22 protein-coding genes are annotated in these 22810 nt (G+C 66.5%); 19 read left to right on the plus strand and 3 right to left on the minus strand.

Translation table 11 applies throughout. The annotated features are described in order from the left end of the window. Window positions 1-88: 88 nt before the first annotated feature. The 7 genes from DWG20_RS10585 to accD all read left to right on the plus strand — a co-directional run bounded on the left by DWG20_RS10585 (window position 89) and on the right by accD (window position 7292). Complete coding sequence (locus DWG20_RS10585) at window positions 89-2314, plus strand: type IV pilus assembly protein FimV (RefSeq protein ID WP_147289948.1); 2226 nt, start codon at window positions 89-91, stop codon at window positions 2312-2314. After that, window positions 2307-2936, plus strand: coding sequence for an energy-coupling factor transporter transmembrane component T family protein (locus DWG20_RS10590; RefSeq protein ID WP_115433782.1), 630 nt, complete (start codon window positions 2307-2309; stop codon window positions 2934-2936). The genes DWG20_RS10585 and DWG20_RS10590 overlap by 8 nt, the downstream gene beginning before the upstream one ends. Then, window positions 2933-3721, plus strand: coding sequence for a tRNA pseudouridine(38-40) synthase TruA (truA, locus tag DWG20_RS10595; RefSeq protein WP_115433783.1), 789 nt, complete (start codon window positions 2933-2935; stop codon window positions 3719-3721). Before DWG20_RS10590 ends, truA begins: the two co-directional genes overlap by 4 nt. After that, the gene (locus DWG20_RS10600; protein WP_181880897.1) at window positions 3721-4347 is read left to right on the plus strand and encodes a phosphoribosylanthranilate isomerase; all 627 of its coding nucleotides are present in this window, start codon (window positions 3721-3723) and stop codon (window positions 4345-4347) included. Before truA ends, DWG20_RS10600 begins: the two co-directional genes overlap by 1 nt. Beyond that, window positions 4334-5533 carry a tryptophan synthase subunit beta gene (trpB, locus tag DWG20_RS10605; RefSeq protein ID WP_115433784.1) on the plus strand — a complete coding sequence of 400 codons (1200 nt, stop codon included), beginning with the start codon at window positions 4334-4336 and terminating at the stop codon, window positions 5531-5533. Before DWG20_RS10600 ends, trpB begins: the two co-directional genes overlap by 14 nt. 8 nt (window positions 5534-5541) lie before the next feature. Beyond that, window positions 5542-6333 carry a tryptophan synthase subunit alpha gene (gene trpA / locus DWG20_RS10610; protein ID WP_115433785.1) on the plus strand — a complete coding sequence of 264 codons (792 nt, stop codon included), beginning with the start codon at window positions 5542-5544 and terminating at the stop codon, window positions 6331-6333. Window positions 6334-6422: 89 nt separating this feature from the next. Continuing rightward, window positions 6423-7292 (plus strand): acetyl-CoA carboxylase, carboxyltransferase subunit beta, encoded by an 870-nt coding sequence (gene accD / locus DWG20_RS10615; RefSeq protein ID WP_115433786.1) that lies wholly within the window; start codon window positions 6423-6425, stop codon window positions 7290-7292. A 485-nt stretch (window positions 7293-7777) separates the two neighbouring features. Here accD and abc-f read toward each other — a convergent pair whose 3' ends face one another. Continuing rightward, the gene (abc-f, locus tag DWG20_RS10620) at window positions 7778-9682 is read right to left on the minus strand and encodes a ribosomal protection-like ABC-F family protein (RefSeq protein ID WP_115433787.1); all 1905 of its coding nucleotides are present in this window, start codon (window positions 9680-9682) and stop codon (window positions 7778-7780) included. Between the two features lie 45 nt (window positions 9683-9727). Then, window positions 9728-10753 carry a tRNA (adenosine(37)-N6)-threonylcarbamoyltransferase complex transferase subunit TsaD gene (gene tsaD, locus DWG20_RS10625; RefSeq protein WP_115433788.1) on the minus strand — a complete coding sequence of 342 codons (1026 nt, stop codon included), beginning with the start codon at window positions 10751-10753 and terminating at the stop codon, window positions 9728-9730. Between the two features lie 103 nt (window positions 10754-10856). On the opposite strand from tsaD, the gene DWG20_RS10630 reads away from it, so the two are divergent. The 12 genes from DWG20_RS10630 to flgL all read left to right on the plus strand — a co-directional run bounded on the left by DWG20_RS10630 (window position 10857) and on the right by flgL (window position 21702). Beyond that, window positions 10857-11276 carry an OsmC family protein gene (locus DWG20_RS10630; RefSeq protein ID WP_115433789.1) on the plus strand — a complete coding sequence of 140 codons (420 nt, stop codon included), beginning with the start codon at window positions 10857-10859 and terminating at the stop codon, window positions 11274-11276. Window positions 11277-11513: 237 nt separating this feature from the next. Then, the gene (gene flgB, locus DWG20_RS10635) at window positions 11514-11927 is read left to right on the plus strand and encodes a flagellar basal body rod protein FlgB (protein ID WP_115433790.1); all 414 of its coding nucleotides are present in this window, start codon (window positions 11514-11516) and stop codon (window positions 11925-11927) included. Between the two features lie 2 nt (window positions 11928-11929). After that, complete coding sequence (gene flgC / locus DWG20_RS10640) at window positions 11930-12340, plus strand: flagellar basal body rod protein FlgC (RefSeq protein ID WP_115433791.1); 411 nt, start codon at window positions 11930-11932, stop codon at window positions 12338-12340. 17 nt (window positions 12341-12357) lie between these two features. Then, window positions 12358-13038, plus strand: a complete 681-nt coding sequence (locus DWG20_RS10645; RefSeq protein ID WP_115433792.1) for a flagellar hook assembly protein FlgD — start codon at window positions 12358-12360, stop codon at window positions 13036-13038. Between the two features lie 30 nt (window positions 13039-13068). Continuing rightward, window positions 13069-14328: a flagellar hook protein FlgE gene (gene flgE / locus DWG20_RS10650; protein ID WP_115433793.1), complete on the plus strand. Its 1260-nt coding sequence runs from the start codon at window positions 13069-13071 to the stop codon at window positions 14326-14328. Between the two features lie 26 nt (window positions 14329-14354). Next, a complete protein-coding gene (gene flgF / locus DWG20_RS10655) occupies window positions 14355-15089 on the plus strand; it encodes a flagellar basal-body rod protein FlgF (RefSeq protein ID WP_245944811.1) in 735 nt (244 codons plus the stop codon). A 20-nt stretch (window positions 15090-15109) separates the two neighbouring features. Continuing rightward, a complete protein-coding gene (flgG, locus tag DWG20_RS10660; RefSeq protein ID WP_115433795.1) occupies window positions 15110-15892 on the plus strand; it encodes a flagellar basal-body rod protein FlgG in 783 nt (260 codons plus the stop codon). A 9-nt stretch (window positions 15893-15901) separates the two neighbouring features. After that, window positions 15902-16579: a flagellar basal body L-ring protein FlgH gene (locus tag DWG20_RS10665; RefSeq protein ID WP_115433796.1), complete on the plus strand. Its 678-nt coding sequence runs from the start codon at window positions 15902-15904 to the stop codon at window positions 16577-16579. Window positions 16580-16613: 34 nt separating this feature from the next. Then, window positions 16614-17666, plus strand: a complete 1053-nt coding sequence (locus DWG20_RS10670) for a flagellar basal body P-ring protein FlgI (protein WP_115433797.1) — start codon at window positions 16614-16616, stop codon at window positions 17664-17666. 121 nt (window positions 17667-17787) lie between these two features. After that, complete coding sequence (gene flgJ, locus DWG20_RS10675; protein WP_115433798.1) at window positions 17788-18744, plus strand: flagellar assembly peptidoglycan hydrolase FlgJ; 957 nt, start codon at window positions 17788-17790, stop codon at window positions 18742-18744. A gap of 83 nt (window positions 18745-18827) precedes the next feature. Then, on the plus strand, window positions 18828-20669 hold the full coding sequence (gene flgK, locus DWG20_RS10680; protein ID WP_115433799.1) for a flagellar hook-associated protein FlgK: 1842 nt from the start codon (window positions 18828-18830) through the stop codon (window positions 20667-20669). 22 nt (window positions 20670-20691) lie between these two features. Further along, a complete protein-coding gene (gene flgL / locus DWG20_RS10685) occupies window positions 20692-21702 on the plus strand; it encodes a flagellar hook-associated protein FlgL (protein ID WP_115433800.1) in 1011 nt (336 codons plus the stop codon). Window positions 21703-21786: 84 nt separating this feature from the next. On the opposite strand, the gene astE is transcribed toward flgL, so the two are convergent. Further along, window positions 21787-22782 (minus strand): succinylglutamate desuccinylase, encoded by a 996-nt coding sequence (gene astE, locus DWG20_RS10690; RefSeq protein WP_115434790.1) that lies wholly within the window; start codon window positions 22780-22782, stop codon window positions 21787-21789. Window positions 22783-22810: the final 28 nt, after the last annotated feature.

A 22810-nucleotide genomic window follows, 5' to 3' on the forward strand; every position in this document is an offset into this window, starting at 1 on the left:
CCTACGGCGGGTCTTTGCTTGTAAAAGAACGAATGGAGGCGGCCGACAACGGCCTTGTAGAGATATGTTGCCGAGAATGAAACCCGCCGTGCTCGCACTCTGCCTCGCGGGCGTGATGGCGCCGGCTTTCGCCGGTCTGACGGGCTTGAAGGTTCTGTCGCAACCGGGCGAGCCGTTCGAGGCGGAGATCGCCGTCGTCGACGAAGACCTGGATAGCGGCACGACGGTGACGCTGGCCAACCGCAACCGCTACCCGCAGCTGGGCGTGTACAGCGCCGGCTCGGCCGGCCTGCGCTTCCTGCTGCAAAAGAACGCCAGGGGCGATGCCGTGATCCGCGTGCGCGGCCCGGCGCAGTTCGACGAGTCGCTGCTGCGCTTCGCCGTCGACGTCAGCTGGTCGTCGGGGCGCCTGGTGCGCGAGTACCAGTTCGACCCGCGCCGCGGCGCCACGCATCAGCGTCCCGAGCCGACTGCGCCGGAGGAGGGCAAGACTAAGAAGCATGCGGTGATGCCCGACCCGGGTATGCGCGGGCCGGCGATGGCGCTGGGCGAAGTCCACGTCGAATCGGCGCTCGGCGAACCGCTTCAGGCCAAGATCGAGCTGCTCGGCCAGAACCTGCACAAGGGCGCACTCTCGGTGCACCTGGACCCCGACCCGGCGCTCGGCGGCGCCGCGCTCGGCAAGGTCGAGACCGTCTGGCTGCGCCGCGGCGCGCGCGCGGCGACCTTGCTGGTCAAGACCACGCGGCCGGTCAACGAGCTGATGCTCGGCTTCGACCTGTCGGTGCAGCACGGCGGCCAGAAGGTGCAGCGGCGCTACAGCATGCTGCTCGATCCGGCGACCTCGCATCAGCAGGCGGCGCCGGCCGTGGCGGCCAAAGGCGTCAAGGCGGCCAAGGCCAAGCCCGAGATCGCCGCCCAGGAGCCGGTGCTCAAGAAAGAACATGCCGCGCCCCGGGTCGATGTCCCGGCCGGTCTCGCGCCGAAGGCGAGCGGGGCGACGGCGCCGACCAAGGTGAAGGTGATGCTCAAGCGTTACCCGGTGCGCGAAGGCGACACCTTGTCGTCGCTGCTCGATCGCCTGCACAAGGCGCCCGACGCGGCCAAGGCGATGCGCTGGATGGTCGACAACAATCCGGAGGCCTTCATCAAGCACGACGCCAACCACATGAAGAGCGGCGCGACGCTGCGCTTCCCGGCGAGCTGGGGCAGCCTGTCCAAGCGCTCGCGTGACGCAGAGGCGGCAGCACAGGCCATACCGGTCGCCGAGGTGACAACGTTGGCCGAGGCAGCGGCGGCATCGCCCGTCGTGGCCGCCAAGCCGGCCGCGCAGCCGAGCGCCGCCCCCGCTAAGCCTGCGCCGACGCCGGCCCCGGTCCCGGCTCCGGCCGCGGTGTCGGCCGAGTCCGAGGTGCCCGACGCCACCCCGCAGGCAGAGGCCACGGTCCAGCCGGTATCGTCGGATACGCTGACGCAAAAGGTGCAGGAAGCGCAGCTGCGCGCCAGGTTGGCCGAGCAGGAGCGCCAGTTGCAGCGGGTCGATGAGACAGCCCGCCACCTCGAGCGACAACTGCAGCGCTTGGCGAGTGGCGAAGCCGTGTCGGTGGAGGAAGGCTCCACCTTGCTCGAGAGGCTGGGCGATTCCAAAACGGTGGGCGGGCTCGCCGCCCTCGGCGGGCTGGCCGGTCTGATGGTGCTGATCAACCTGCGCCGTCGTCGCCACGACGGCGAATCGCCGCTGCCGGATTCGATCATGAACCTCGGTGCCGCGCCGTTCATCACGATCGCGCCGACGATGATGCAGCACTCGCAGCTGAGCCCGCTGACCGACCTGATGCCGCAGCGCTCGGGCGCGCTGGAAACGAGCGCCGTCGACCGCCTCGCCGAGGCCGAGGTCTACCTGTCGTACGGGCGTCACGACCTGGCGATGGAGTCACTCTACATCGGCATCGCCGAGGCGCCGCAACGCGCCGACCTGCGCCTGAAGCTGTTGGAGATGCTGGCGCAGCTCAAGGACCAGCCGGCCTTCCTGCGCGAGGCGCAGGCGGTGCGCGACGTGTTCGGCGACGCGCATCCGATCTGGCCGAACGTGCTGACGCTCGCCGCCGCCGCGTGGCCGGACCTGCCGGTGCAGGCCGAGACCAACCCGGGGCACGCGTCGGCCGACGAGCCGACGGTGATCGAGTTCGACCCGGCGCCGCTGCCGACGTTGAAAAGCGCGACGGTGTTGGTGCATCACGCCGACGTGGGCGCCCAAGCCGCCGCCCAGAACGATTTCGGCGGGCCGTCGACGCTGATGCCGGGCCATGCCTGACGGTTTTCACCCCGCCGTCGCCATCCTGATCTGGCTGGCCGGGGCGATCGCGCTGCAGGCCCTGCCGCTGTCTTTGCTGCTTCCTTTCGCCGCCGTCGCGGTGCTCGCGCTGACTAGGCTCGAGCGCCGCGCGGTGCTCGTCAGCCTGAGACGCATGCGCTGGCTGCTGTTGGCGCTGGCAGCGGTGATGGGCTGGACGCTGCCGGGGCAGGCGCTGTGGGACGCGCCGTGGGCGCCGACGCGCGAAGGCTTGGCCGAGGGGGGCGCGCATGCGCTGCGCCTGCTGATTCTGGTCTGGTGGATGCGCATCCTGTGGCTCACCCGCTCGCGCGACCGGCTGCTGTCCGGCCTGGCCGGGCTCTTTTCTCCGCTGGCCGCGCTCGGCGTGCCGGTCGAGCGAGCCGCACTCCGCCTGTGGCTCACCCTTCACTACGCCGACGCGATGCTGGCTTCGCCGCCCGGCTTTTCGATCGCGCGTTGGCGCGCGCTCTGCCTGGACGACATGGCCAAGGCAGGCCCCGATACGGTAGAGTTGCAGTTTTGCCGCTGGCGCGCGCGCGACGTTGGCGCGGTGCTCGCCGCCGGCCTCGCAATGGGATGGGTGGTGAAGGTGTGGGCATGAGGATTGCGCTCGGAATCGAATACGACGGCCGCCGTTTTGCCGGCTGGCAGAGCCAGCCGCACGGCAACACCGTGCAGAACGCGCTCGAAAGGGCGTTGGCCGAGATCGCCGGCTCCAAGGTCGGCGTGATCGCCGCCGGGCGCACCGACGCCGGCGTGCACGCGAGCCAGCAGGTCGTCCACTTCGACGCGCCGGTAGAGCGCCCGCTGACCGCCTGGGTGCGTGGCGTGAACCGCTTCCTGCCGCCCGAGGTCGCCGTGCTGTGGGCCGAGCCGGTGTCGTGCGAGTTCCACGCGCGGTTTTCCGCGTTCTCGCGCTCCTACAGCTATTTCCTGTTGAACCATCCGGTGCGCCCGGCCCTGTCCGCCGGCCGCGTCGGCTGGTTTCATTCGCCGCTCGACGTCGCCGCGATGCGCGTAGCCGCCGCGCAACTGGTCGGCCGTCACGATTTTTCCAGCTTTCGCGCCGCCGAATGCCAGGCGAAAAATCCGGTCAAACACCTGCAGCAGCTCGATATCGTCGAGTCCGGCGGCCTGATCCGTTTCGATTTTTCCGCCGACGCCTTCCTGCACCATATGGTGCGCAACATCGTCGGTGCGCTGGTCTACGTGGGCAAGGGCTCGCTTGATGCCCAAGGGTTGGCCGAGCTTCTGGCCGCGCGCGAACGCACGCTCGCACCGCCGACCTTCATGCCCGACGGCCTGTTCCTGACCGGCGTCGGCTACCCGGCCGAATTCGGCCTGCCCACGCGCGCCGACGCGGCGCGTTTGACGTTCTGGAGTTGATGGTGCGACCCCGTATCAAGATCTGCGGCCTGACCCGGCCGCAAGACGCGCGCGATGCCGCGCGCCTCGGCGCCGATGCGATCGGCCTCGTTTTCTACGACAAGAGCCCGCGTAACGTGAGCCTGGAGGCCGCGCGCGCGGTGATCGACGCCTTGCCGCCGTTCGTGTCGGTGGTCGCGCTGTTTGTGAATCCGAGCCGCGAGCGCGTCGACGAAGTGCTCGCCGCCTTGCCCATCGACATCCTGCAGTTCCACGGCGAGGAAACGCCCGAATTCTGCGCGAGCTTCAAGCGCCCGTATCTGAAGGCGGTGCGCGTGAAGCCGGGGGTCGATCTGGTAGAATGGGCCGAACGATACAAGGACGCCCGCGGCCTGCTGGCCGACGCCTTCGTCGAAGGCGCGCACGGCGGCACCGGCGCCACCTTCGACTGGCGCCTGATCCCCGCAAACTTGACTATTCCGCTGATCCTGTCGGGCGGCCTGACCGCCGACAACGTCGCCGGCGCGGTACGCCGCGTGCTCCCGGCGGCGGTCGACGTCTCGAGCGGGGTGGAGGCGGGCAAAGGAATCAAGGACGCCGCGAAGATGCAGGCGTTCATACAAGGAGTGACAGATGGATCGCTATGACCAGCCCGACGCGCGCGGCCACTTCGGCCCGTACGGCGGTATCTACGTGGCCGAAACCCTGATGGCGGCGCTCGACGAGCTGAACGCCGAATACGCACGCGCGAAGAACGACCCGGCTTTCTGGGAAGAGTACCACTACGAACTCAAGCACTATGTGGGTCGGCCGAGCCCGGTCTATCACGCGAAGCACCTGTCCGAAAAACTCGGCGGCGCGCAGATCTATCTGAAACGCGAAGACCTGAACCATACCGGCGCGCACAAGGTGAACAACACCATCGGCCAAGCGCTCTTGGCCCGCCGCATGGGCAAGAAGCGCGTGATCGCCGAGACCGGCGCCGGCCAGCACGGCGTGGCGTCGGCGACCGTCGCGGCGCGCTACGGCATGGAGTGCGTGGTCTACATGGGGGCCGAAGACGTCAAGCGGCAGGCGCCCAACGTCTACCGGATGAAACTGTTGGGCGCGACCGTCGTGCCGGTGTCGTCCGGCTCCAAGACGCTGAAAGACGCGCTGAACGAGGCGATGCGCGACTGGGTGACCAACGTCGACAGTACGTTCTATATCCTCGGCACCGCCGCCGGTCCGCACCCGTATCCGATGCTGGTGCGCGACTTCCAGTGCGTGATCGGTGAAGAGTCCAAGCTGCAGATGCCCGAGATGATCGGCCGCCAGCCGGACGTCGTCGTCGCCTGCGTCGGCGGCGGCTCCAACGCCATCGGCATGTTCTATCCGTATATCGACGTGCCGGGCGTGCGCATCGTCGGCGTCGAGGCGGGCGGCGACGGCGTCGCCAGCGGCCGTCACGCGGCGCCGCTGTCGGCCGGCAAGCCGGGCGTGCTGCACGGCTTCAAGAGCTACCTGATGCAGGACGAAAACGGCCAGGTCATCGAGACGCACTCGGTGTCGGCCGGCCTCGACTACCCGGGCGTCGGTCCGGAGCACAGCTACCTGAAGGACATCGGCCGCGCCGAATACGACGCGATCAACGACGACGAAGCGCTCGCCGCCTTCCACGAGTTGTGCCGCACCGAGGGCATTATCCCGGCGCTCGAGTCCAGCCACGCGCTCGCCTGGGCGATCAAGCACGCGCCGAGCATGGACAAGGACAAGGTGATCCTCGTCAACCTGTCCGGTCGCGGCGACAAGGACATCAACACCGTCGCCGGTCTCTCCGGCATCGAACTGTGAGACCGAGCATGTCACGCATTGCCACCAGTTTTGCCGCCCTCGCGGGCAAGAAAGCGCTGATTCCCTTCGTCACCGCCGGCGACCCGCAGCCCGAGCTGACCGTGTCGCTGATGCACGGTCTCGTCGACGGCGGCGCCGACATCATCGAGCTCGGCGTCCCGTTCTCCGACCCGATGGCCGACGGCCCGGTGATCCAGCGCGCTTCCGAGCGCGCGCTCGCGCACAAGGTTAGCCTTAAGGATGTTCTCGCGATGGTCGCCGAGTTCCGCAAGAGCAACGCGACGACGCCGGTGGTGCTGATGGGCTACCTTAACCCGGTGTTCGCGATGGGCTATACCGAATTCTCCAAGGCGGCGCGGGTCGCCGGCGTCGACGGCGTGCTGACCGTCGACTGTCCGCCGGAAGAGGCCGAGGAGCTGGCCGAGGCGCTGATCGCCGAGAACATCGATCCGATCTTCCTGCTTGCGCCGACCACGCCGGATTCGCGTCTGGCCGCCGTCGCCCGTCTGGCACGTGGCTACGTGTACTACGTGTCGCTCAAGGGCGTGACCGGTACCGGGAATTTGGATATTGACGAGGTTGGGCGTAAAATCGCCGGTTTGCGCCAGCATCTGACCCTGCCGATCGGCGTGGGTTTCGGCATTCGCGACGGCGAAACCGCGCGACGCGTCGCCCAGGTGGCCGACGCGGTCGTGGTCGGCAGCCGGCTGGTGCAGGAAATCGAGGCGGCGACACCCCAAACCGCCAGAGAGCGGTTGACGAGTCTGGTGGCCGAGTTGAAGTCGGCGATCAGCGCCTGACGCACACACCCAGGGGCCCCGATGGGGCCCATGTCGCAACTGAGGGTTCGCCTTATCAAAGCCGCGAACAAAGATTTTAAGGAGTCAGCATGAGCTGGTTGAACAAGCTCCTCCCGCCGAAGATCAAGCGCGACAGCCGCGCGAGCAAGCCTTCGGCGGTTCCCGAGGGGCTGTGGAGCAAGTGCTCGGCCTGCGAGGCGGTGCTTTACTACACCGATCTCGAAAGCAATCTGCAAGTCTGCCCCAAGTGTAACCACCACCACCCGGTCAACGCGCGCGGGCGGCTCAATATGCTGCTGGACGCAGAAGGCCGCCGCGAGATCGGCGCCGAAGTGAAGCCGGTCGACATCCTGAAGTTCAAGGATGGCAAGCGTTACCCGGACCGCCTGACCGCCGCCGCCGCCAGCACCGGCGAAGACGATGCGCTGGTCGTGATGCAGGGCAGCATCCACAATATTCCGGCCGTGGTCGCCGCCTTCGAATTCAAGTTCATCGGCGGCTCGATGGGCTCGGTGGTCGGCGAGCGTTTCGTACGCGGCGTGCAGGCCGCGCTCGAAGCCAAGGCGCCGTTCATCTGTGTGTCCGCCTCCGGTGGCGCGCGGATGCAGGAAGGCCTGAATTCGCTGATGCAGATGGCCAAGACCAGCGCCGCGCTGACTTGGCTCGCCGACGCCAAGCTGCCGTTCATCTCGATCCTGACCGACCCGACCATGGGCGGCGTGTCCGCTTCGTTCGCCTTCCTGGGCGACGTGGTGATCGGCGAGCCGGGCGCGCTGATCGGCTTCGCCGGCCCGCGCGTGATCGAGCAGACGGTACGCGAGACGCTGCCAGAAGGCTTCCAGCGCGCCGAGTTCCTGCTCGAGAAGGGCGCGATCGACATGATCGTCGACCGCCGCGAGCTGAAAGGGCAGGTCGCCACGCTGCTGGCGATGCTGCTGCAGGAGCCGGCAGTCGCCTAAGGTTTCCCTGGATTCAAGAAAAAGCACCCGCGTCGGGTGCTTTTTTTGTGCCTGTCGAGCGGGTGAAAAGGGAGGCTTGCAGTCGCCGGGCTCGGGTATTCGTTTTTGCACAGACCGATCTCTCCGTACTCCGCGATGTAAACGGTCGCCCGGTTGCTTAAAATTTGATCGGTCCTGAATAAGCTGCTGCTAGACAGTGACTTAGCGAATGTTTCCACAGCTTGTTCCCAGCCTTGTGCCCGTTCCTCGTGAACAATTGCCGTTCCTTCGCCGAAAATTTGGGCGCGTTTACAAGTGGCTGTCGAAAAAGAGAAATTCCGGTTTTCCCCAGGCTTATCCACATGCTTATCCCCGCTTTCCTGTGGATAGGTTGCTAAACGAACAAGAACGCGCGTGGATTGTGTGAACGGGAGGGGGGTCCGGTTCGGGAGGGTTCGCAGTCGAAAAAATGGCCGCGCAAGGCGGCCGTGTGTGTGGCGGGGGGCTCAGGCGTCGGCCTCGAGCTGTTCGAGTTCTTCCTGCACCGTCATCCAGTCTTCCTCGACCTCGGTCAACCTGGCGCCGACTTCGCCGAGTTTTTTCACCGCGTCGGCGAGCTTGGCCTTGTTTTCCTCGGCGTAGGCGCCTTCCGACGCCATGAAGGCCTCGTAGCCGGTTTTTTGCGTGGACAGCGCGTCGAGCTCTTTCTCTAGCTTGTTAAGCCGCGTCTGCAGCGGTTTTTTCAGCACCGACAAGCGTTGGCGCGTTTCGGCCGCGAGCCGCTTCTGTTCCTTGCGGTTGACGCCCTGCGCGTCGCCGTTGCCGGGTGCGGCACTCTCGGCCAACTGTTCGAGCCGCCAGCGGCGGTAGTCCTCGAGGTCGCCGTCGAACGCCTCGACCTTGCCGTTCGCGACCAGCCAGAAGCGGTCGGTCGTCGCTTCGAGCAGCGCGCGGTCGTGCGAGACGACGATCAAGGCGCCGGCGAAGTCCTGCAGCGCCAGCGTCAGCGCGTGGCGCATTTCCAGGTCGAGGTGGTTGGTCGGTTCGTCGAGCAGCAAGAGGTTGGGCTTTTGCCAGACGATCAGCGCCAGTGCGAGGCGCGCCTTTTCGCCGCCCGACATCGGGCCGACCGGCGCGAGCGCGGCGTCGCCGTGGAAGTTGAAGCCGCCGAGGAAGGTACGCAGCTCCTGCTCGCGCGTGTTCGGTGCGAGCCTCTGCAAGTGCCACAGCGGCGTCTGGTCGACGCGCAGCGTTTCGAGCTGGTGCTGCGCGAAGTAGCCGATATTCAGCATCTGCGCGCCGATGCACTGGCCCGACAGCGGTACGAGCTCGCCGGCCAAGAGCTTCACCAGCGTCGACTTGCCGGCGCCGTTCACGCCTAGAAGACCGATGCGGCTGCCGGCTTCTACCGACAGGTTGACGCGGTCGAGGATGACCTTGTCGCCGTAGCCGACGCGCGCGGCGTCGAGGCGTAGCAGCGGGTTGGGCAGGTTGTCCGGCGTGTCGAACGCGAAGTCGAACGGCGAATCGACGTGCGCCGCCGAGATCCGCTCGAGCTTTTCCAGCGCCTTGACGCGGCTCTGTGCCTGGCGCGCCTTGGTCGCCTTGGCCTTGAAGCGCGTGATGAACGATTCGAGGTGGGCGATCTGGCGCTGCTGCTTCTCGAACGCCGACTGCTGGCGCGCGAGCTTCTCGGCGCGCATCGTCTCGTACTGGCTGTAGTTGCCGGTGTAGACGGTGAGCTGCGCGTCGGCTAGCTCGGCGATCTGGCCGCACACCGAGTCGAGAAAGTCGCGGTCGTGCGAGATGACCAAGAGCGTGCCGGGATAGGCCTTCAGCCAGTCCTCGAGCCACAGCACGGTCTCCAGATCCAGATGGTTGGTCGGCTCGTCGAGCAGCAAGAGGTCGGAGCGACACATCAGCGCCTGCGCGAGGTTGAGCCGCATCCGCCAGCCGCCGGAGAAGCTCGCGACCGGGCGGCGGATCGCGTCGGGCGCGAAGCCCAGGCCCGACAGCAGTTTGGCTGCGCGCGCCTCGGCCGAGTAGGCGTCGATGTGCGCAAGGTCGGCATGCAGGTGGCCGATCGCCTCGCCGTCGTGGCGCGCTTCGGCCTCGGCCAAGCTTTGCTGCAGATCGCGCAGTTCGGCGTCGCCGTCGAGCACGTAGTCGAGCGCGGGCGTGTCGAGCGCAGGCGTTTCCTGCGCGACGTGAGCCTGCGTCCAATGCGCGGGGACGACGAGGTCGCCGCCGTCGGCGATCAGTTCACCGCGCAACAGCGCGAACAGGCTCGACTTGCCGGCGCCGTTGGCGCCGACCAGGCCGGTGTTCTGCCCGGGCAGGAAGTTCGCGGTCGCGCCGGACAACAGTTCTTTGGTGCCGCGGCGCAGGGTGAGGTTTTTCAGCTGGATCATGAGTCAGGGTCGCCGGCCCGGTTGCCCGTGCCGGCGTGAAGGGGGTTAAGCGGTCGGCAGCGCCGACAGGTCCCAGCGCGGCTTGATGGTGAAGGCGCCGGGCGCGTGCGCGTGTTTCAGGCGCATCGCGCCGGCGAAGGCGATCATCGCGCCGTTGTCGGTGCACAGCGCCAAGGGCGGGTAGAACACCTCGAGTTTGCGGCGTGCTGCGGCGTCGTCGAGCGCGGCGCGTAGCTGCTTGTTGGCGCCGACGCCGCCGGCGACCACCAACCGCTTCATGCCGGTCTGTTTCAAGGCTTTCAGCGATTTTTTCACCAGCACCTCGACGATCGCCTCCTGGAACGCGTGGCAGATGTCGCAGCGCAGCGGCTCGGTCAGCTCGCCGTGCTCGGCTTCGACCTGGCGCACCAGCGTCAATACCGCGGTCTTGAGCCCGGAGAAGCTCATGTCGAGGTCGGGCGAATGCAGCATCGGGCGCGGCAGCGTGAAGCGGTGCGGCGTGCCTTGCTCGGCCAACCTCGACAGCGTCGGGCCGCCCGGATAGTCGAGGCCGAGCAGCTTGGCGGTCTTGTCGAACGCCTCGCCGGCGGCGTCGTCGAGCGTCTCGCCGAGCACCTGGTAGTCGCCGATGCCCTTGACCGCCATCAGCTGCGTGTGGCCGCCCGAGACGAGCAGCGCGACGAAGGGAAAGTCGGGACGCGGCTCGGATAGCAAGGGCGACAACAGATGGCCTTCGAGGTGGTGGATGCCGACGACCGGGATGTTGAGACCGAAGGCGAGCGCGTTGGCGAAGCTGGCGCCGACCATCAGCGCGCCGCCGAGGCCCGGCCCTTGCGTGTAGGCGATCGCCGAGACCTCGGCCAAGGTCTTGCCGGCGTCTTTCAGGCACGCTTCGGTCAGCGGCAGTACGCGGCGGATATGGTCGCGGCTGGCGAGTTCGGGCACCACACCGCCGTACTCGGCGTGCATCGCCATCTGCGTGTGCAGATGGTGGGCGAGCAAGCCCTGGTCGAGGTCGTAGAGCGCGACCCCGGTTTCGTCGCAGGACGATTCGATTCCGAGTACCAACATGGCGTGTTTCTATGAGGCGAAACCGCCATTTTACCGGTGATTCTTTATGACCCCAACCGGCGATGGTAGGCTTGTCGTTTTTGCCGGATCAGGAGGAGGACAGATGAAAGCACGACTCAAGTGGGTGGAGGGTGTCTGCTTCATGGGCGAGACCGGCAGCGGCCACGCCGTCGTGATGGACGGCGCGCCCGAGGGCGGCGGCCGCAACCTCGGTCCGCGTCCGATGGAGCTGGTGCTGCTCGGCACCGCCGGCTGCACCAGTTACGACGTGATCACCATCCTGAAGAAGGCGCGCCAGGACGTGCGCGACTGCTGGGTCGAGCTCGACTCGGAGCGCGCGAGCGAAGACCCGAAGGTGTTCACCAAGATCCACTTCCACTTCATCGTCGTCGGCCACGGCGTGAAGCCGGAGTTGGTCGAGCGCGCGATCAAGCTGTCGGCCGAGAAGTACTGCTCGGCGTCGATCATGCTCGCCAAGACCGCCGAGATCACGCACGACTTCGAGATCCGCGAAGCGGATTGATTGCCGCATCGTTGCCGCCGCCAAGAACGCCACCGTCCGGTGGCGTTTTTCATGGCCGCGCTGGCAAAACTTGCCGCTCGCGTTTGCCGGCTGCGGCAAGCCGGTGCCGTCGCCGTTTTCCGCGCAAGGGCTTTCGGATCAACGCATCAATTGCAAACAAACGTTAATGCAGGCTCGGCCAACGTTGGCCGAGCCTGGCACGGAACATGCTTATGTTTTGCGTCCCCGGGAGATTCCATGCTCGACAAGATCGCCAAACACTTCGACTTCCAGCAGCGCGCGCTTGACTTGCGCGCCTACCGCGCCGAGGTGATCGCCAGCAACATCGCCAACGCCGATACGCCTTACTACAAGGCGATGGATTTCGACTTTGGCGCGGCGATGAAGTCGGCCGAAGACGGCCAGGGCAAGCTGGCGCTCGCCGCGACCGCTGCACGCCACCTGGCGGGCAGCGCGGGTGCAGGCTCCACGACGAATGGCGCCGACCTGCAATACCGCGGCGCGGTGCAGCCCAGCCTGGACGGCAACACGGTCGACATGGACGTCGAGCGCGGCGCCTTCGCCGACAACGCGATGAAGTACCAGTCGACGCTGACCTTCCTCAACCGCCGCATCTCCAGCCTGAACGACGCCATCAAGGGAGGCCAGTAAGCATGTCCTTGTCCAATGTGTTCGGCATCGCCGGCTCGGCGCTGACCGCCCAGTCGCAGCGCCTCAACCTGGTGGCGAGCAATATCGCCAACGCCGAGAGCGCGACGAGCTCGACCGGCGAGCCGTACCGCGGCCGCCACGTGGTGTTCACCGCGATCCCGGTGTCGGCCAGCCAGCCGCAGGTCGCCGGCGTGCGCGTGACCTCGGTCGTCGAGGACAAGACGCCGTTCAAGCTCAAGTTCGACCCGGCCAACCCGCTCGCCGATGAGCGCGGCTACGTGAAGCTGCCCAACGTGAACCCGGTGGAGGAAATGGCCGACATGATCTCGGCCGCGCGCTCCTACCAGACCAACGTCGAAATGATGAATACCGCCAAGTCCCTGCTGCAGAAGACGCTGCAGCTCGGCCAGTAATCGCGAGCGAGGTACAAATGGCCACCATCGACCAGAGCATCCTGAACAAGATCAACGGCACCACCGGCACGAGTGGTAGCGGGACCACGAAAGACGTCAGCAGCGCCGATGCGATCCAGAACCGTTTCCTGAAACTGTTCACCACGCAGCTGCAGGCGCAGGACCCGCTGAACCCGATGGACAACTCGCAGATGACCGCACAGATGTCGCAGATCAGCACCGTCACCGGCCTCGAGAAGCTGAACCAGGCGATGTCGGGCCTGACCCAGGCGCAGATGGCGTCGCAGTCGCTGAACGCCGCCGCGCTGATCGGCCGCAACGTGCTGGTCGGCGACAGCGGGCTGAACCTCAAGGACGGCTCGGCCCGCGGCGCGGTCGGCCTCAGCCAGAATGCCGACCAGCTGAAGATCGACGTCAAGGACAGCAGGGGCAACGTGGTCGACAGCTTCTCGATCGAGCAGCCCAAGAACGGCCTGACCTATTTCGGCTGGGACGGCAAGAACGTGACCGGCGAACAGCTGGCCGACGGCGAATACTCGTTCGCGGTCACCGCGACCCAGGGCGGCAAGCAGATCGACGCGACCGCGCTGTCCTATCAGCAGGTCAAGAGCGTCGGCATCGACGGCCTCACGCCTAACCTGTCGCTCGGCAACGGCAAGCGGGTGACGCTGGATACCGTGGTCGAAGTGGCGGCGTAAGCCCCCGTAAAACAAAATCAGGAGCGGAACATGGGTTTTCAGCAGGGTTTGAGCGGTCTGTCCGCCGCCTCGAAGCAACTCGACGTGATCGGCAACAACGTATCCAACGCCAATACCATCGGCTTCAAGGGCTCGCGCGCCGAGTTCTCCGACATCTACGCGAGCAGCCTGTACGGCGTCGCCAACGCGCAGACCGGTATCGGCGCCAAGACGGTGGGCGTGTCGCAGCAGTTCACCCAGGGCAACCTCACCAACACCAGCAATCCGATGGACCTGGCGATCGCCGGTAACGGTTTCTTCCGCGTCGAGAACAAGGGCGACGTCGGCTATATGCGCAACGGCCAGTTCCAGCTCGACCGCGAAGGCTACTTCGTCAACAACGGATTTAAGCTTACCGGCTACCAGGCCGACGCCAACGGCACCATCGTCGCCGGCCCGCCGGTCGAACTGCAGGTCGATACCGCCAACATCGGCGCCAAGGCCACCACGACCATGACGCTCGGTGCCAACCTCGACGCCAAGCAGACCGCGCCGGCGGTGGCCTTCCCGGGTATCGATCCGAACAACCCGGATCCGAGCTCGATCAACCACTCGCGCTCGGTCACCGTGTACGACAGCCTCGGCGTGTCGCACCTGATGACCTTTTACTATGTGAAGAGCGCCACGCCGCTGCAGTGGAACGTTTACACCCGCTTCGACACCGATCCGGTCGACATGACCGTGACGCCGCCGGCCACCACGCCGAACGCACTGTTGACCCCGCTGACCTTCAACAACGACGGCACGTTCGCGACCCCGGCCGGCTCGGTGACCTTCAACGCTCCGACGCTCTCCAACGGTGCTGCGCCGCTGTCGGTCACCGTCGACCTGAGCAAGACCACCCAGTTCGCCGGCCCGTTCTCGGTCAACACGCTGACCGCCGACGGCTACTCGGACGGCTCGTTGACCACGCTGGCCACCTCGGCCGACGGCACCGTGCAGGCGCGCTATTCGAACGGCCAGACCAAGACCATCGGCCAGGTGGTGCTCACCAGCTTCGCCAACGTGCAGGGCTTGAGGCCGTCGGGCGACAACCGCTGGGTCGAGAGCTATGAATCGGGCAAGCCCAAGGTCAATACGCCGGGCAGCAGCAACGTCGGCGCGGTCCAGTCGGCGGCGCTCGAGGACTCCAACGTCGACCTGACCTCCGAGCTCGTCAACATGATCACCGCGCAGCGCTTCTACCAGGCGAACGCGCAGACAATCAAGACGCAGGATTCGATCCTGCAGACGCTGATCAACCTGCGTTGAGCGTGAAAGGCTGAACCGTGGACCGCATGATCTACCTGGCGATGAACGGCGCGAAGCACGTGGAATGGCAGCAGGCCACCACCTCGCACAACCTCGCCAACGCCAATACCAACGGCTACAAGGCCGACCAGGTGTCGTTCCGCGCGCTGCCGGTCAAGGGCGAAGGTTCGCCGACCCGCACCTATGTCGTCGACAACACCGTCGGCCACGATATGTCGCAGGGCAGCCTGCTGCAGACCGGCAGCCCGAACGACTTCGCGCTCGGCACGCCGGGCTTCTTCGCGGTGCAGGGGCCGGACGGCCAGGAGGCGTACAGCCGGGACGGCGGTTTCGCGCTCGACGAAACCGGCATGATGCGCACGAAGAGCGGCCTGCCCCTCATCGGCGACGGCGGTCCGATCACCGTGCCGGCCGGCAGCAAGCCGGAAATCGGCCAGGACGGCACCGTGATGGCCACGCCGCAGTCGGGTCAGGACCGGACGCCGCAGATCGTCGGCCAGCTCAAGCTGGTCAACCCGGCCGTGCGCGACGTGTACAAGGGCGAAGATGGCCTGTTCCGCCTCAACGGCGGCGGCACCGTCCAGGCCGACCAGGGCGTGAAGCTGGTCGCCGGCGCGCTCGAGGGCAGCAATGTGAACGCCGTCGACAGCCTGGTGCAGATGATCTCGCACGCCCGCCAGTTCGACCTCAACATCAAACTCATGCAAACCGCCGACCAGAACGCGCGCTCCGCGACGCAGGTGCTGGCGATGACGGCCTGACGGCCAGGAGATTCCGCATCATGATGCGCTCGCTGTATATCGCCAAGACCGGCATGGACTCGAGCCAGTTCGCGCTCGACGTCGTCTCGAACAACCTGGCCAACGTCAACACCAAGGGTTTCAAGCGCAGCCACGCGGTGTTCGAGGATCTCTACTACCAGACCCTGCGTCAGCCCGGTTCGCAGCTCTCCAACGGGAACACCCTGCCGACCGGCCTGCAGATCGGCACCGGCGCGGCGCCGGTGTCCACCGCGCGCATCCACTCGCAGGGCAGCCTGGCGCGGACCGAGCAGTCGCTCGACCTGGCGATCACCGGCGAGGGCTTCTTCCGCGTCCAGCGCCCGGACGGCATCATCGCCTACACCCGCGACGGCGAGTTCCGCCGCAACCAGAACGGTGACGTCGTCAACCCGGCGGGCTACCTGCTCGACCCGGCGATCAACATCCCGGCCGACGCGACCCGCATCAGCATTTCCGACGCCGGCGCGGTGCAGTACTTCCTGCCGGGCAACCCGAACCCGCAGAATGCCGGCAACATCCAGCTAACCACCTTCATCAACCCACAGGGGCTCGAGAGCATAGGCGAGAACCTGTACCTGCAGACCGCCGCGTCGGGCGACCCGCAGGACGGAGACCCGGGCACCGACGCGCGCGGCCGCATCAGCCAGGGTTATCTGGAAGACTCCAACGTCAACGTGACCGAAGAGCTGGTGAAGATGATCCAGGCGCAGCGTTCGTTCGAGATGAACTCGCGCGCGATCAAGACCGCCGACGAGATGCTGCAGCGCATCGCGCAGCTGTAACAGAGCCATATGAAACGATTCGTCCCCCTTTTTGCCGCCGCCGCGCTCGCCGCGTGCACCTCGCCGCAACCGCCGCTGGTGCAGCAGCCGATGACCGCGCGCCCGCAACCGAAGCCGGTCGCCGCCACGCCGAACGGCTCGATCTTCCAGGGCACGAACTACCGGCCGCTGTTCGAGGACAAGAAGCCGGCGCAGGTCGGCGACACGCTGACGGTCGCCATCGAAGAGAGGACCTCGACCTCCAGCAGTTCGGAGAGCAAGGGCAACCGCAGCGCGTCGACGTCCAGTTCGATCGACGCGAGCCTCAACCTGCCGTTCTTCTCCAACTTCATCGAGGACAAGATCGCCGGCGCGAGCTTCGGCGCCAACGGCAGCGCCAGCAACAACGGCAAGGGCAGCGTGACCGGTTCGTCCGCCTTCACGAGCTCGATCACCGTCACCGTGATCGACGTGCTCGCCAACGGCAACCTGGCGGTCAGCGGCGAAAAACAGATGCGCCTGAACAGCGACACCGAATTTATCCGCCTGTCCGGCGTCGTCAACCCGCTCGACATCAAGCCGGGCAATATCGTCTCGTCGACCAAGCTCGCCGACGCGCGCATCGAACAGCAGACCGAGGGCAACCAGCGCCGCTACATCGAGCCGGGCTGGCTGTCCCGTTTCTTCCTGTCGGTGCTGCCGTTCTGATACGCTGTCGCCCTTCGCGCGTAAGGAGTTAGGTATGAAGCGGTTCTGGCTCGTGCTGGGGCTGATGGCGGGGCTGATGCAGCCGGCGCTCGCCCAGCAACGCATCAAGGAGTTGGCGTCGGTCGGCGGCGTCCGCAGCAACCAGCTGCTCGGCTACGGCCTCGTCGTCGGTCTCGACGGCAGCGGCGACAAGGGCAGTTCGTCGCCGTTCACCATCCAGTCGATGGCGAGCATGCTCGCCCAGCTCGGCGTGCAGATTCCACCCGGCACCAAGCTCGACCCGAAGAACACCGCGGCGGTGACCATCACCGCCAGCCTGCCGCCGTTCGCGCGGCGCGGCCAGGCGATAGACGTGACCGTGTCGTCGATCGGCGACGCCAAGAGCCTCAGGGGTGGCACGCTGTTGATGGCGCCGCTGAAGGGCGCCGACGGCCAGATCTACGCGATGTCGCAGGGCAACGTGGTGGTCGGCGGTGCCGGCGCCAGCGCCGGCGGCAACAAGGCGCAGGTCAACCAGCTGTCGGTCGGCCGCATCCCGTCGGGTGCCACCGTCGAGCGCGAAGTGCCGACCGTGCTCGGCAGCAACGAGACCGTCCAGCTCGAACTCCTTGAGGCCGACTTCACCACCGCCAACCGCGTGGTCGAGGCCATCAACCGCTCGCTCGGCGCCGGCACCGCGCAGGCGGTCGACGGCCGCCTGATCGAAGTGCGCGCGCCCTACGACGGCCGCGTGCAGTTTCTCTCCCGTCTGGAAAACATCCCGGTCAAGCCGGCCGAGGTGACGCCGCTCGTCATCATCAACGCGCGCACCGGTTCGGTGGTGATGAACCAGGCGGTCACGCTGGACCCGGTCGCGGTGGCGCACGGCAACCTGTCGGTCACCGTCGGCAACAACGACCGCGCCGGCAACCCCGACATCAACGTCCGTGCCGACGCCGGCCAGGTGGTTAACCTGCCCAAGAGCGCCAAGCTGTCGCAGGTGGTCAACGCGCTCAATGCGGTCGGCGCGACGCCGCAGGACCTGGTGTCCATCCTGCAGGCGATCAAGGCGGCCGGCGCGCTCAAGGCCGACCTGCAGATCATCTGACCGCCCCCGTGACGCCGGGCCATCAAGGCTCGGCCAACCTTCAAAAAGCGGCCTTGTGGCCGCTTTTTTCTTTTCTGGCCCGCTTCTTGCTGTTATTCATGCCGAAGGAGCGCCACCGACCATGAATCCGCTATCGAACACCGCCAGTCCCGCCGATGTCGCCAAGCGGCTCGCCGTCGACCCGACCGGGCTAGAGACCTTGCGCGCCCGCGCGGCGCAGGACCCGAAGGGCACGGTCAAGGAAGCCGCGCGCCAGTTCGAGGCGCTGTTCATGGACAACCTGATGAAGGCGATGCGTGCGACCTCGTTCGACGACGAGGAAGACTCGCCCGAGATGGACACCTTCAAGGGCATGCTGGACCAGCAGCTCGTGCAGACGCTGTCCAAGGCCGGCGGCATGGGCCTGGCCGATGTGCTGACGCGCCAGCTCTCCAAGCTCTCCAAGAGCGACGAGCCGCTGACGCCCGAAACGCGCCAGTTCGCGTCGACCGAAAGCGTGTTGCCGCAGGTGAAAAAAGCGCTGGCCGCCTACGGTGCGAAATGGGCCGAGGCGCAGGCAAATCCTGCCGCCCGGGCGGCCGAGCTTGCCGGCGACGCGGGCAAGACCTTGCCGGCTGCGCCGCAGAACTTTGTCGAGACGCTGCTGCCGCACGCACGCCGCGCGGCCGAGTCGCTCGGCGTTGCACCGCAGCTGGTGGTCGCGCACGCGGCGCTCGAGACCGGCTGGGGCCGTCGCGCGATCCGCAACGCCGACGGCAGCGACAGCCACAACCTGTTCGGCATCAAGGCCGGCGGCGCCTGGAAGGGCGACACCGTCGACGTGCTGACCACCGAATACGTCGGCGGCGTGCCGCAAAAACGGGTCGAGACCTTCCGTTCCTACCCGTCTTACGCCGCGGCCTTCGACGACTACGCCCGCCTTCTGGCCGACAACCCGCGCTACCGCGGCGCGCTGGGGCAGGGCGGCAACGCCGGCGGTTTCGCGCAAGGCCTGCAGCAGGGCGGCTACGCGACCGACCCGCGCTACGCGAAGAAGCTCGCCGACGTGGCCGGCGGCCTGATCGCGCGCGGTATTTGAGCGGGCCTGCCGGGCGCCCGATGGCGGAACGGGGGTCAAGTTTTCGCCGGCGCGGCCGATAAAAGCATTCAGGAGAGAGCGATATGGGTAGCGGCATTTTCGGAATCGCCATCAGCGGCCTCAACGCCGCGCGGGGCTCGCTGGAAACCACCAGCCACAACATCAGCAACGTCAACACGGCGGGCTATCACCGCCAGGTGAACGCACAGACGGCGCGCACGCCGTTCTTCGAGGGGTATGGCTACGTCGGGCGCGGCGTCGACACCACGCAGGTGTCGCGCATCTATGACCGCTACCTCGATCGCCAGTTGAACGGCGCGACGGCGCTGGACGGCTACTACCAGACCCAGAATACCTTCCTGTCGCAGATCGACAATGTCGTGGCCGATCAGGATGCGGGCCTGTCGCCGGCCATGCAGGACTTCTTCCGCGGGGTGCAGACCCTGTCGGCCAACCCGAAGTCGATTCCCGCCCGCCAGGACGTGATCAACCTCGCGCAGAGTCTCGCCGGGCGCATCCAGTCGCTGCATGGCCGATTCGAAGATGTCCGTCGCAGCGTCAACGGCCAGCTCCAGACCGTGGTCGAAAGCATCAACGCCTATTCCGGGCAGATCGCCGATATCAACCAGCGCATCCTGGCGTTGAACCAGGGCAGTGCCCGTGTGCCCAACGACCTGCTCGACCAGCGCGACCAGATGGTGAACGAGCTCAACCAGCTGGTGAAGACCGACGTGATGAGCCAGCCCGACGGCAGCTACAGCGTCTTCATCGGTAACGGCCAGGGGCTGGTGACCGGCGCCGTCGCCAACAAGCTGACCACGGTGCCCAACGTCGACGATCCGGAACAACTCGATGTGGCGTACAGTTTTGGCGGCGGCCAGGTGCGGATTCCGAACGGCATGCTCGACGGCGGGAAAATGGGGGCGCTGCTCAATTACCGTTCCGAAACGCTGAACCGGGTGCAGGCGGACCTCGGACGGCTGACGATCTCGATCGCCGATACGATGAACCGTCAGCACGCGCTGGGACGGGACCTGAACAACCAGCCGGGCTCGGCCCAGCTGTTCACCGATCTGAACGCTTACCTGGACGGGGGGGCGCCGCCGTCGTCACTGGTCGATATCGACGGTGCGCCGACCTATCTGCAGCTCAAGCAGTTGCGCGAGGCGACCGGGGTGTTTTCGGTCAAGCTCGACGACCCGGCCAAGTTGGCGGTCGGGTCCTCGCTCAAGATGGCGTCGACCAGTACGCCGGCGAGTCTGGCTTATGTTTCGTCGGTCTGGCAGGAGGCCGGAGCCCGCCCGCAGACGCTGAACAACAATTTCTCGACCACCTATCCGGCCGGGGTCGACCTGAGCTACGACACGGCGACGCAGACCTTTACCGCGCCGGCTCCTTCACCTTTTACGGTCACGACGTCGAAGGATATCGCCGGCGGTTTCCGTCTGACCGACTCGGCGGGCGTCACCATCGAATTCAAGCTGGAAGGCTCGCCCAATAATGGCGAAGTATTCCGGATCGGTGCGCGCGGAGTCGGTACCGCGTCTGTGGACGCGGCGCCGTCGGACAACGCGAACATGCTGGTGCTCGCCAAGATCCAGAGCCAGAACGTGGTGGTGAACACCCCGGGCGGCAGCAACGACTTCGTTCCGGCGGACGGCGTCCAGCCCAACGCGAATTTCCAGAGCTTTTACGGCCAACTGGTGAGCTTCGTCGGCAGCGCCGCCAACACCGCCAAGGTGGGTGGCGAGAGCCAGGCGACGACCTTGAAGGAGGTCAAGCTGGCGCGCGAATCGTTCTCGGGCGTGAACCTCGACGAAGAGGCCGCCAACCTGATCCGTTTCCAGCAGGCGTATCAGGCGTCGAGCAAGGTGATCCAGATCGCCGAAAAAATCTTTTCCGACTTGCTGCAACTGGGCGGCTGATCGGCTTCAGGAGCGTTGAAAGATGCGCGTAAGTTCCAATACCCAATACCTCACCGGTACCTACGGCCTGCAAAAACAGCAAAGCCAGCTCGGACGCCTGCAGGAGCAGCTGTCGCTGCTCAAGCGCGTCGTACGGCCGTCGGACGATCCGGTCGCTTCGTCGCAGGTCGTCAACATCATGCAGGCGCAGTCGAGAAACACCCAGTTCCTGGAGAACGCGAAGAACGTCGAGTCGCGGCTCGCCGTGCCCGAAGCGACGCTGCGCAAGGGCTCCGAGGTGATCCAGAACATCAAGACGCTGGCGGTGCAGGCCGGCAACGGCGGCCTGACCCCCGAGGACAGGCGCACGCTGCAGACCAGTCTGCGCGAGCAGGTCAAGGAGCTGGTCGGCCTGGCCAATACCACCGACGCGAACGGCGATTACCTGTTCGCCGGTACCAGGACGCAGACCAAACCGTTCGACCTGACCGTCAACAGCGGCATCGCCATCCAGTACAACGGCGACTACGGCCAGCTCGATGTACAGGTGTCCACCGGTCGCGATCTGTCGATCACCGACCCCGGCGGCGTGATCTTCGGTGTGACGAGCGCGATTCCGACGCCGGTTCCTCCGCCCGTTCCGCCCGCCGTCGCCGACCCGAACGCGACGACGCCGGGCAGCGAGCTCTGGCAGGCGGTGCGGCGTCTCGACGAGATCCTGAGCGCGCAGCAGGTGGCGGTCCCCAGTGATCCGGCGACCGCGGTCTACCCGAGCTACGACGATAGTCTGGCCATGGTGCTGGATGGCCTCGATACCGGCCTGGATCAGTTGCTGCGGGTGGACGCGAAAATCGGCGCGCGGATGAAAGAAGCCGAATCGTTGCAGACGGTGGGCGAGGACATCAACGTCCAATACGCCGCGAATATCAGCAATCTGCAGGATCTGGACGTGCCGCAGGCGATCAGCGATTTCCAGCTGACGCAGACGGCCTTGCAGGCTTCGCAGAAGACCTACCAGCAGATATCGCAGCTGAGCCTGTTCAACTACCTTTGAGCCGCTGCGCATCCGACCGACAAAAAACCCGGCTTATGCCGGGTTTTTTCATGCTAATCGCCATCCGGCGTTGGCCGAGCCCTGTCAGACCAGCGCCACCGGCTCGACCACGATACCGGCCCTGAGGCCGTTCTTGACCTTGGGGTTCGGGAACAGGATGCGCTCGTCGCCGCCCTTTGCCAGGTAACGCACGTCGCCGTCCTCGGCGATCAGCATGCCGTCGGGCAGCACGGTGAAGTTCTCGACCGCGTCGTCCAGGTGCAGGCGGAAAGCGTCGCTGAGCTTGACGATGTCGAACTTGGCGCGAAAGCCGAGCAGCGCGTCCGGGCGCGCGTCGTCGTCGGTCTGGCCGGTGGCGATCAGCGTGCGCAGCGCATGGTCGATGCCGGCGAAGCGCGAGAGGTCGTTCTGGCCGAACGGCCGCGCCTTGCCCAGTTCCAGCGTGAACGCATCGGCACCGGAACGGTGGCTGGTGCTGTAGGTGAAGGTGGAGGCGGGCGCGCTGTGCAGGAGCAGCGCTTCGACCCCGGCGGCTTCCAGCCACGCGAACTGGTCCGGGCGAGCCTTGCGGCCGTCCAGATAAGGGCAGATCGCGAACTTTTCGAACACCGAGCCGCGGATCGCGGTGTGCAGGTCGTAGTGCAGACGCCGGCCCTGGGCCTTTTCGAAGAAACCGGTGGCCAGCGCTTCGAGCTGCACCGCGCGGCGCGCTTCGCGCGCGTCGGGGTGGCGGGCGTGCGCGCCGTTGAACAGGCGGTTGAGGTCGTAGTCGAGGTAGCGTTCGCCCGCAGCGAGCGCGGCCGGGTTACCGAGCAGCACCATCAGACGCAGCGACGGCGCGAGACGGCCGGCGATGAGGTCGGCGAGGATGGCTTCGACCACCTCGACCGGCGCGGTCTCGTTGCCGTGGACGCCGGCCGACAGCAAGAGGTCGGCCGAGGCCACGCCGGCCGGCTCGATGACCAGCGCGCCGACGTCGATCCAGCGCGCGGTGGCACCGCCGGGCAGCGTCCACGGTATGGAATCGGGCGTCTCGGCGGCGAGGGTGGCGGCAAGGAGGCTGAAGTCGGCTCGGGTCATGACGGTCGGCGGTTTTGAGTGGCGGTGG

The sequence above is a fragment of the Crenobacter cavernae genome (assembly GCF_003355495.1).
Lineage (GTDB): Bacteria > Pseudomonadota > Gammaproteobacteria > Burkholderiales > Chromobacteriaceae > Crenobacter > Crenobacter cavernae.

Coding starts and splice junctions, on each gene's coding strand:
- flgJ (WP_115433798.1), top strand. CDS start 17,788: ATGAATCCGCTATCGAACACCGCCAGTCCCGCCGATGTCGCCAAGCGG.
- tsaD (WP_115433788.1), bottom strand. CDS start 10,753: ATGTTGGTACTCGGAATCGAATCGTCCTGCGACGAAACCGGGGTCGCG.
- accD (WP_115433786.1), top strand. CDS start 6,423: ATGAGCTGGTTGAACAAGCTCCTCCCGCCGAAGATCAAGCGCGACAGC.
- flgK (WP_115433799.1), top strand. CDS start 18,828: ATGGGTAGCGGCATTTTCGGAATCGCCATCAGCGGCCTCAACGCCGCG.
- trpA (WP_115433785.1), top strand. CDS start 5,542: ATGTCACGCATTGCCACCAGTTTTGCCGCCCTCGCGGGCAAGAAAGCG.
- trpB (WP_115433784.1), top strand. CDS start 4,334: ATGGATCGCTATGACCAGCCCGACGCGCGCGGCCACTTCGGCCCGTAC.
- abc-f (WP_115433787.1), bottom strand. CDS start 9,682: ATGATCCAGCTGAAAAACCTCACCCTGCGCCGCGGCACCAAAGAACTG.
- DWG20_RS10630 (WP_115433789.1), top strand. CDS start 10,857: ATGAAAGCACGACTCAAGTGGGTGGAGGGTGTCTGCTTCATGGGCGAG.
- astE (WP_115434790.1), bottom strand. CDS start 22,782: ATGACCCGAGCCGACTTCAGCCTCCTTGCCGCCACCCTCGCCGCCGAG.
- flgB (WP_115433790.1), top strand. CDS start 11,514: ATGCTCGACAAGATCGCCAAACACTTCGACTTCCAGCAGCGCGCGCTT.
- DWG20_RS10670 (WP_115433797.1), top strand. CDS start 16,614: ATGAAGCGGTTCTGGCTCGTGCTGGGGCTGATGGCGGGGCTGATGCAG.
- flgF (WP_245944811.1), top strand. CDS start 14,355: ATGATCTACCTGGCGATGAACGGCGCGAAGCACGTGGAATGGCAGCAG.
- DWG20_RS10590 (WP_115433782.1), top strand. CDS start 2,307: ATGCCTGACGGTTTTCACCCCGCCGTCGCCATCCTGATCTGGCTGGCC.
- flgC (WP_115433791.1), top strand. CDS start 11,930: ATGTCCTTGTCCAATGTGTTCGGCATCGCCGGCTCGGCGCTGACCGCC.
- DWG20_RS10645 (WP_115433792.1), top strand. CDS start 12,358: ATGGCCACCATCGACCAGAGCATCCTGAACAAGATCAACGGCACCACC.
- DWG20_RS10600 (WP_181880897.1), top strand. CDS start 3,721: ATGGTGCGACCCCGTATCAAGATCTGCGGCCTGACCCGGCCGCAAGAC.
- DWG20_RS10665 (WP_115433796.1), top strand. CDS start 15,902: ATGAAACGATTCGTCCCCCTTTTTGCCGCCGCCGCGCTCGCCGCGTGC.
- truA (WP_115433783.1), top strand. CDS start 2,933: ATGAGGATTGCGCTCGGAATCGAATACGACGGCCGCCGTTTTGCCGGC.
- flgE (WP_115433793.1), top strand. CDS start 13,069: ATGGGTTTTCAGCAGGGTTTGAGCGGTCTGTCCGCCGCCTCGAAGCAA.
- flgG (WP_115433795.1), top strand. CDS start 15,110: ATGATGCGCTCGCTGTATATCGCCAAGACCGGCATGGACTCGAGCCAG.
- flgL (WP_115433800.1), top strand. CDS start 20,692: ATGCGCGTAAGTTCCAATACCCAATACCTCACCGGTACCTACGGCCTG.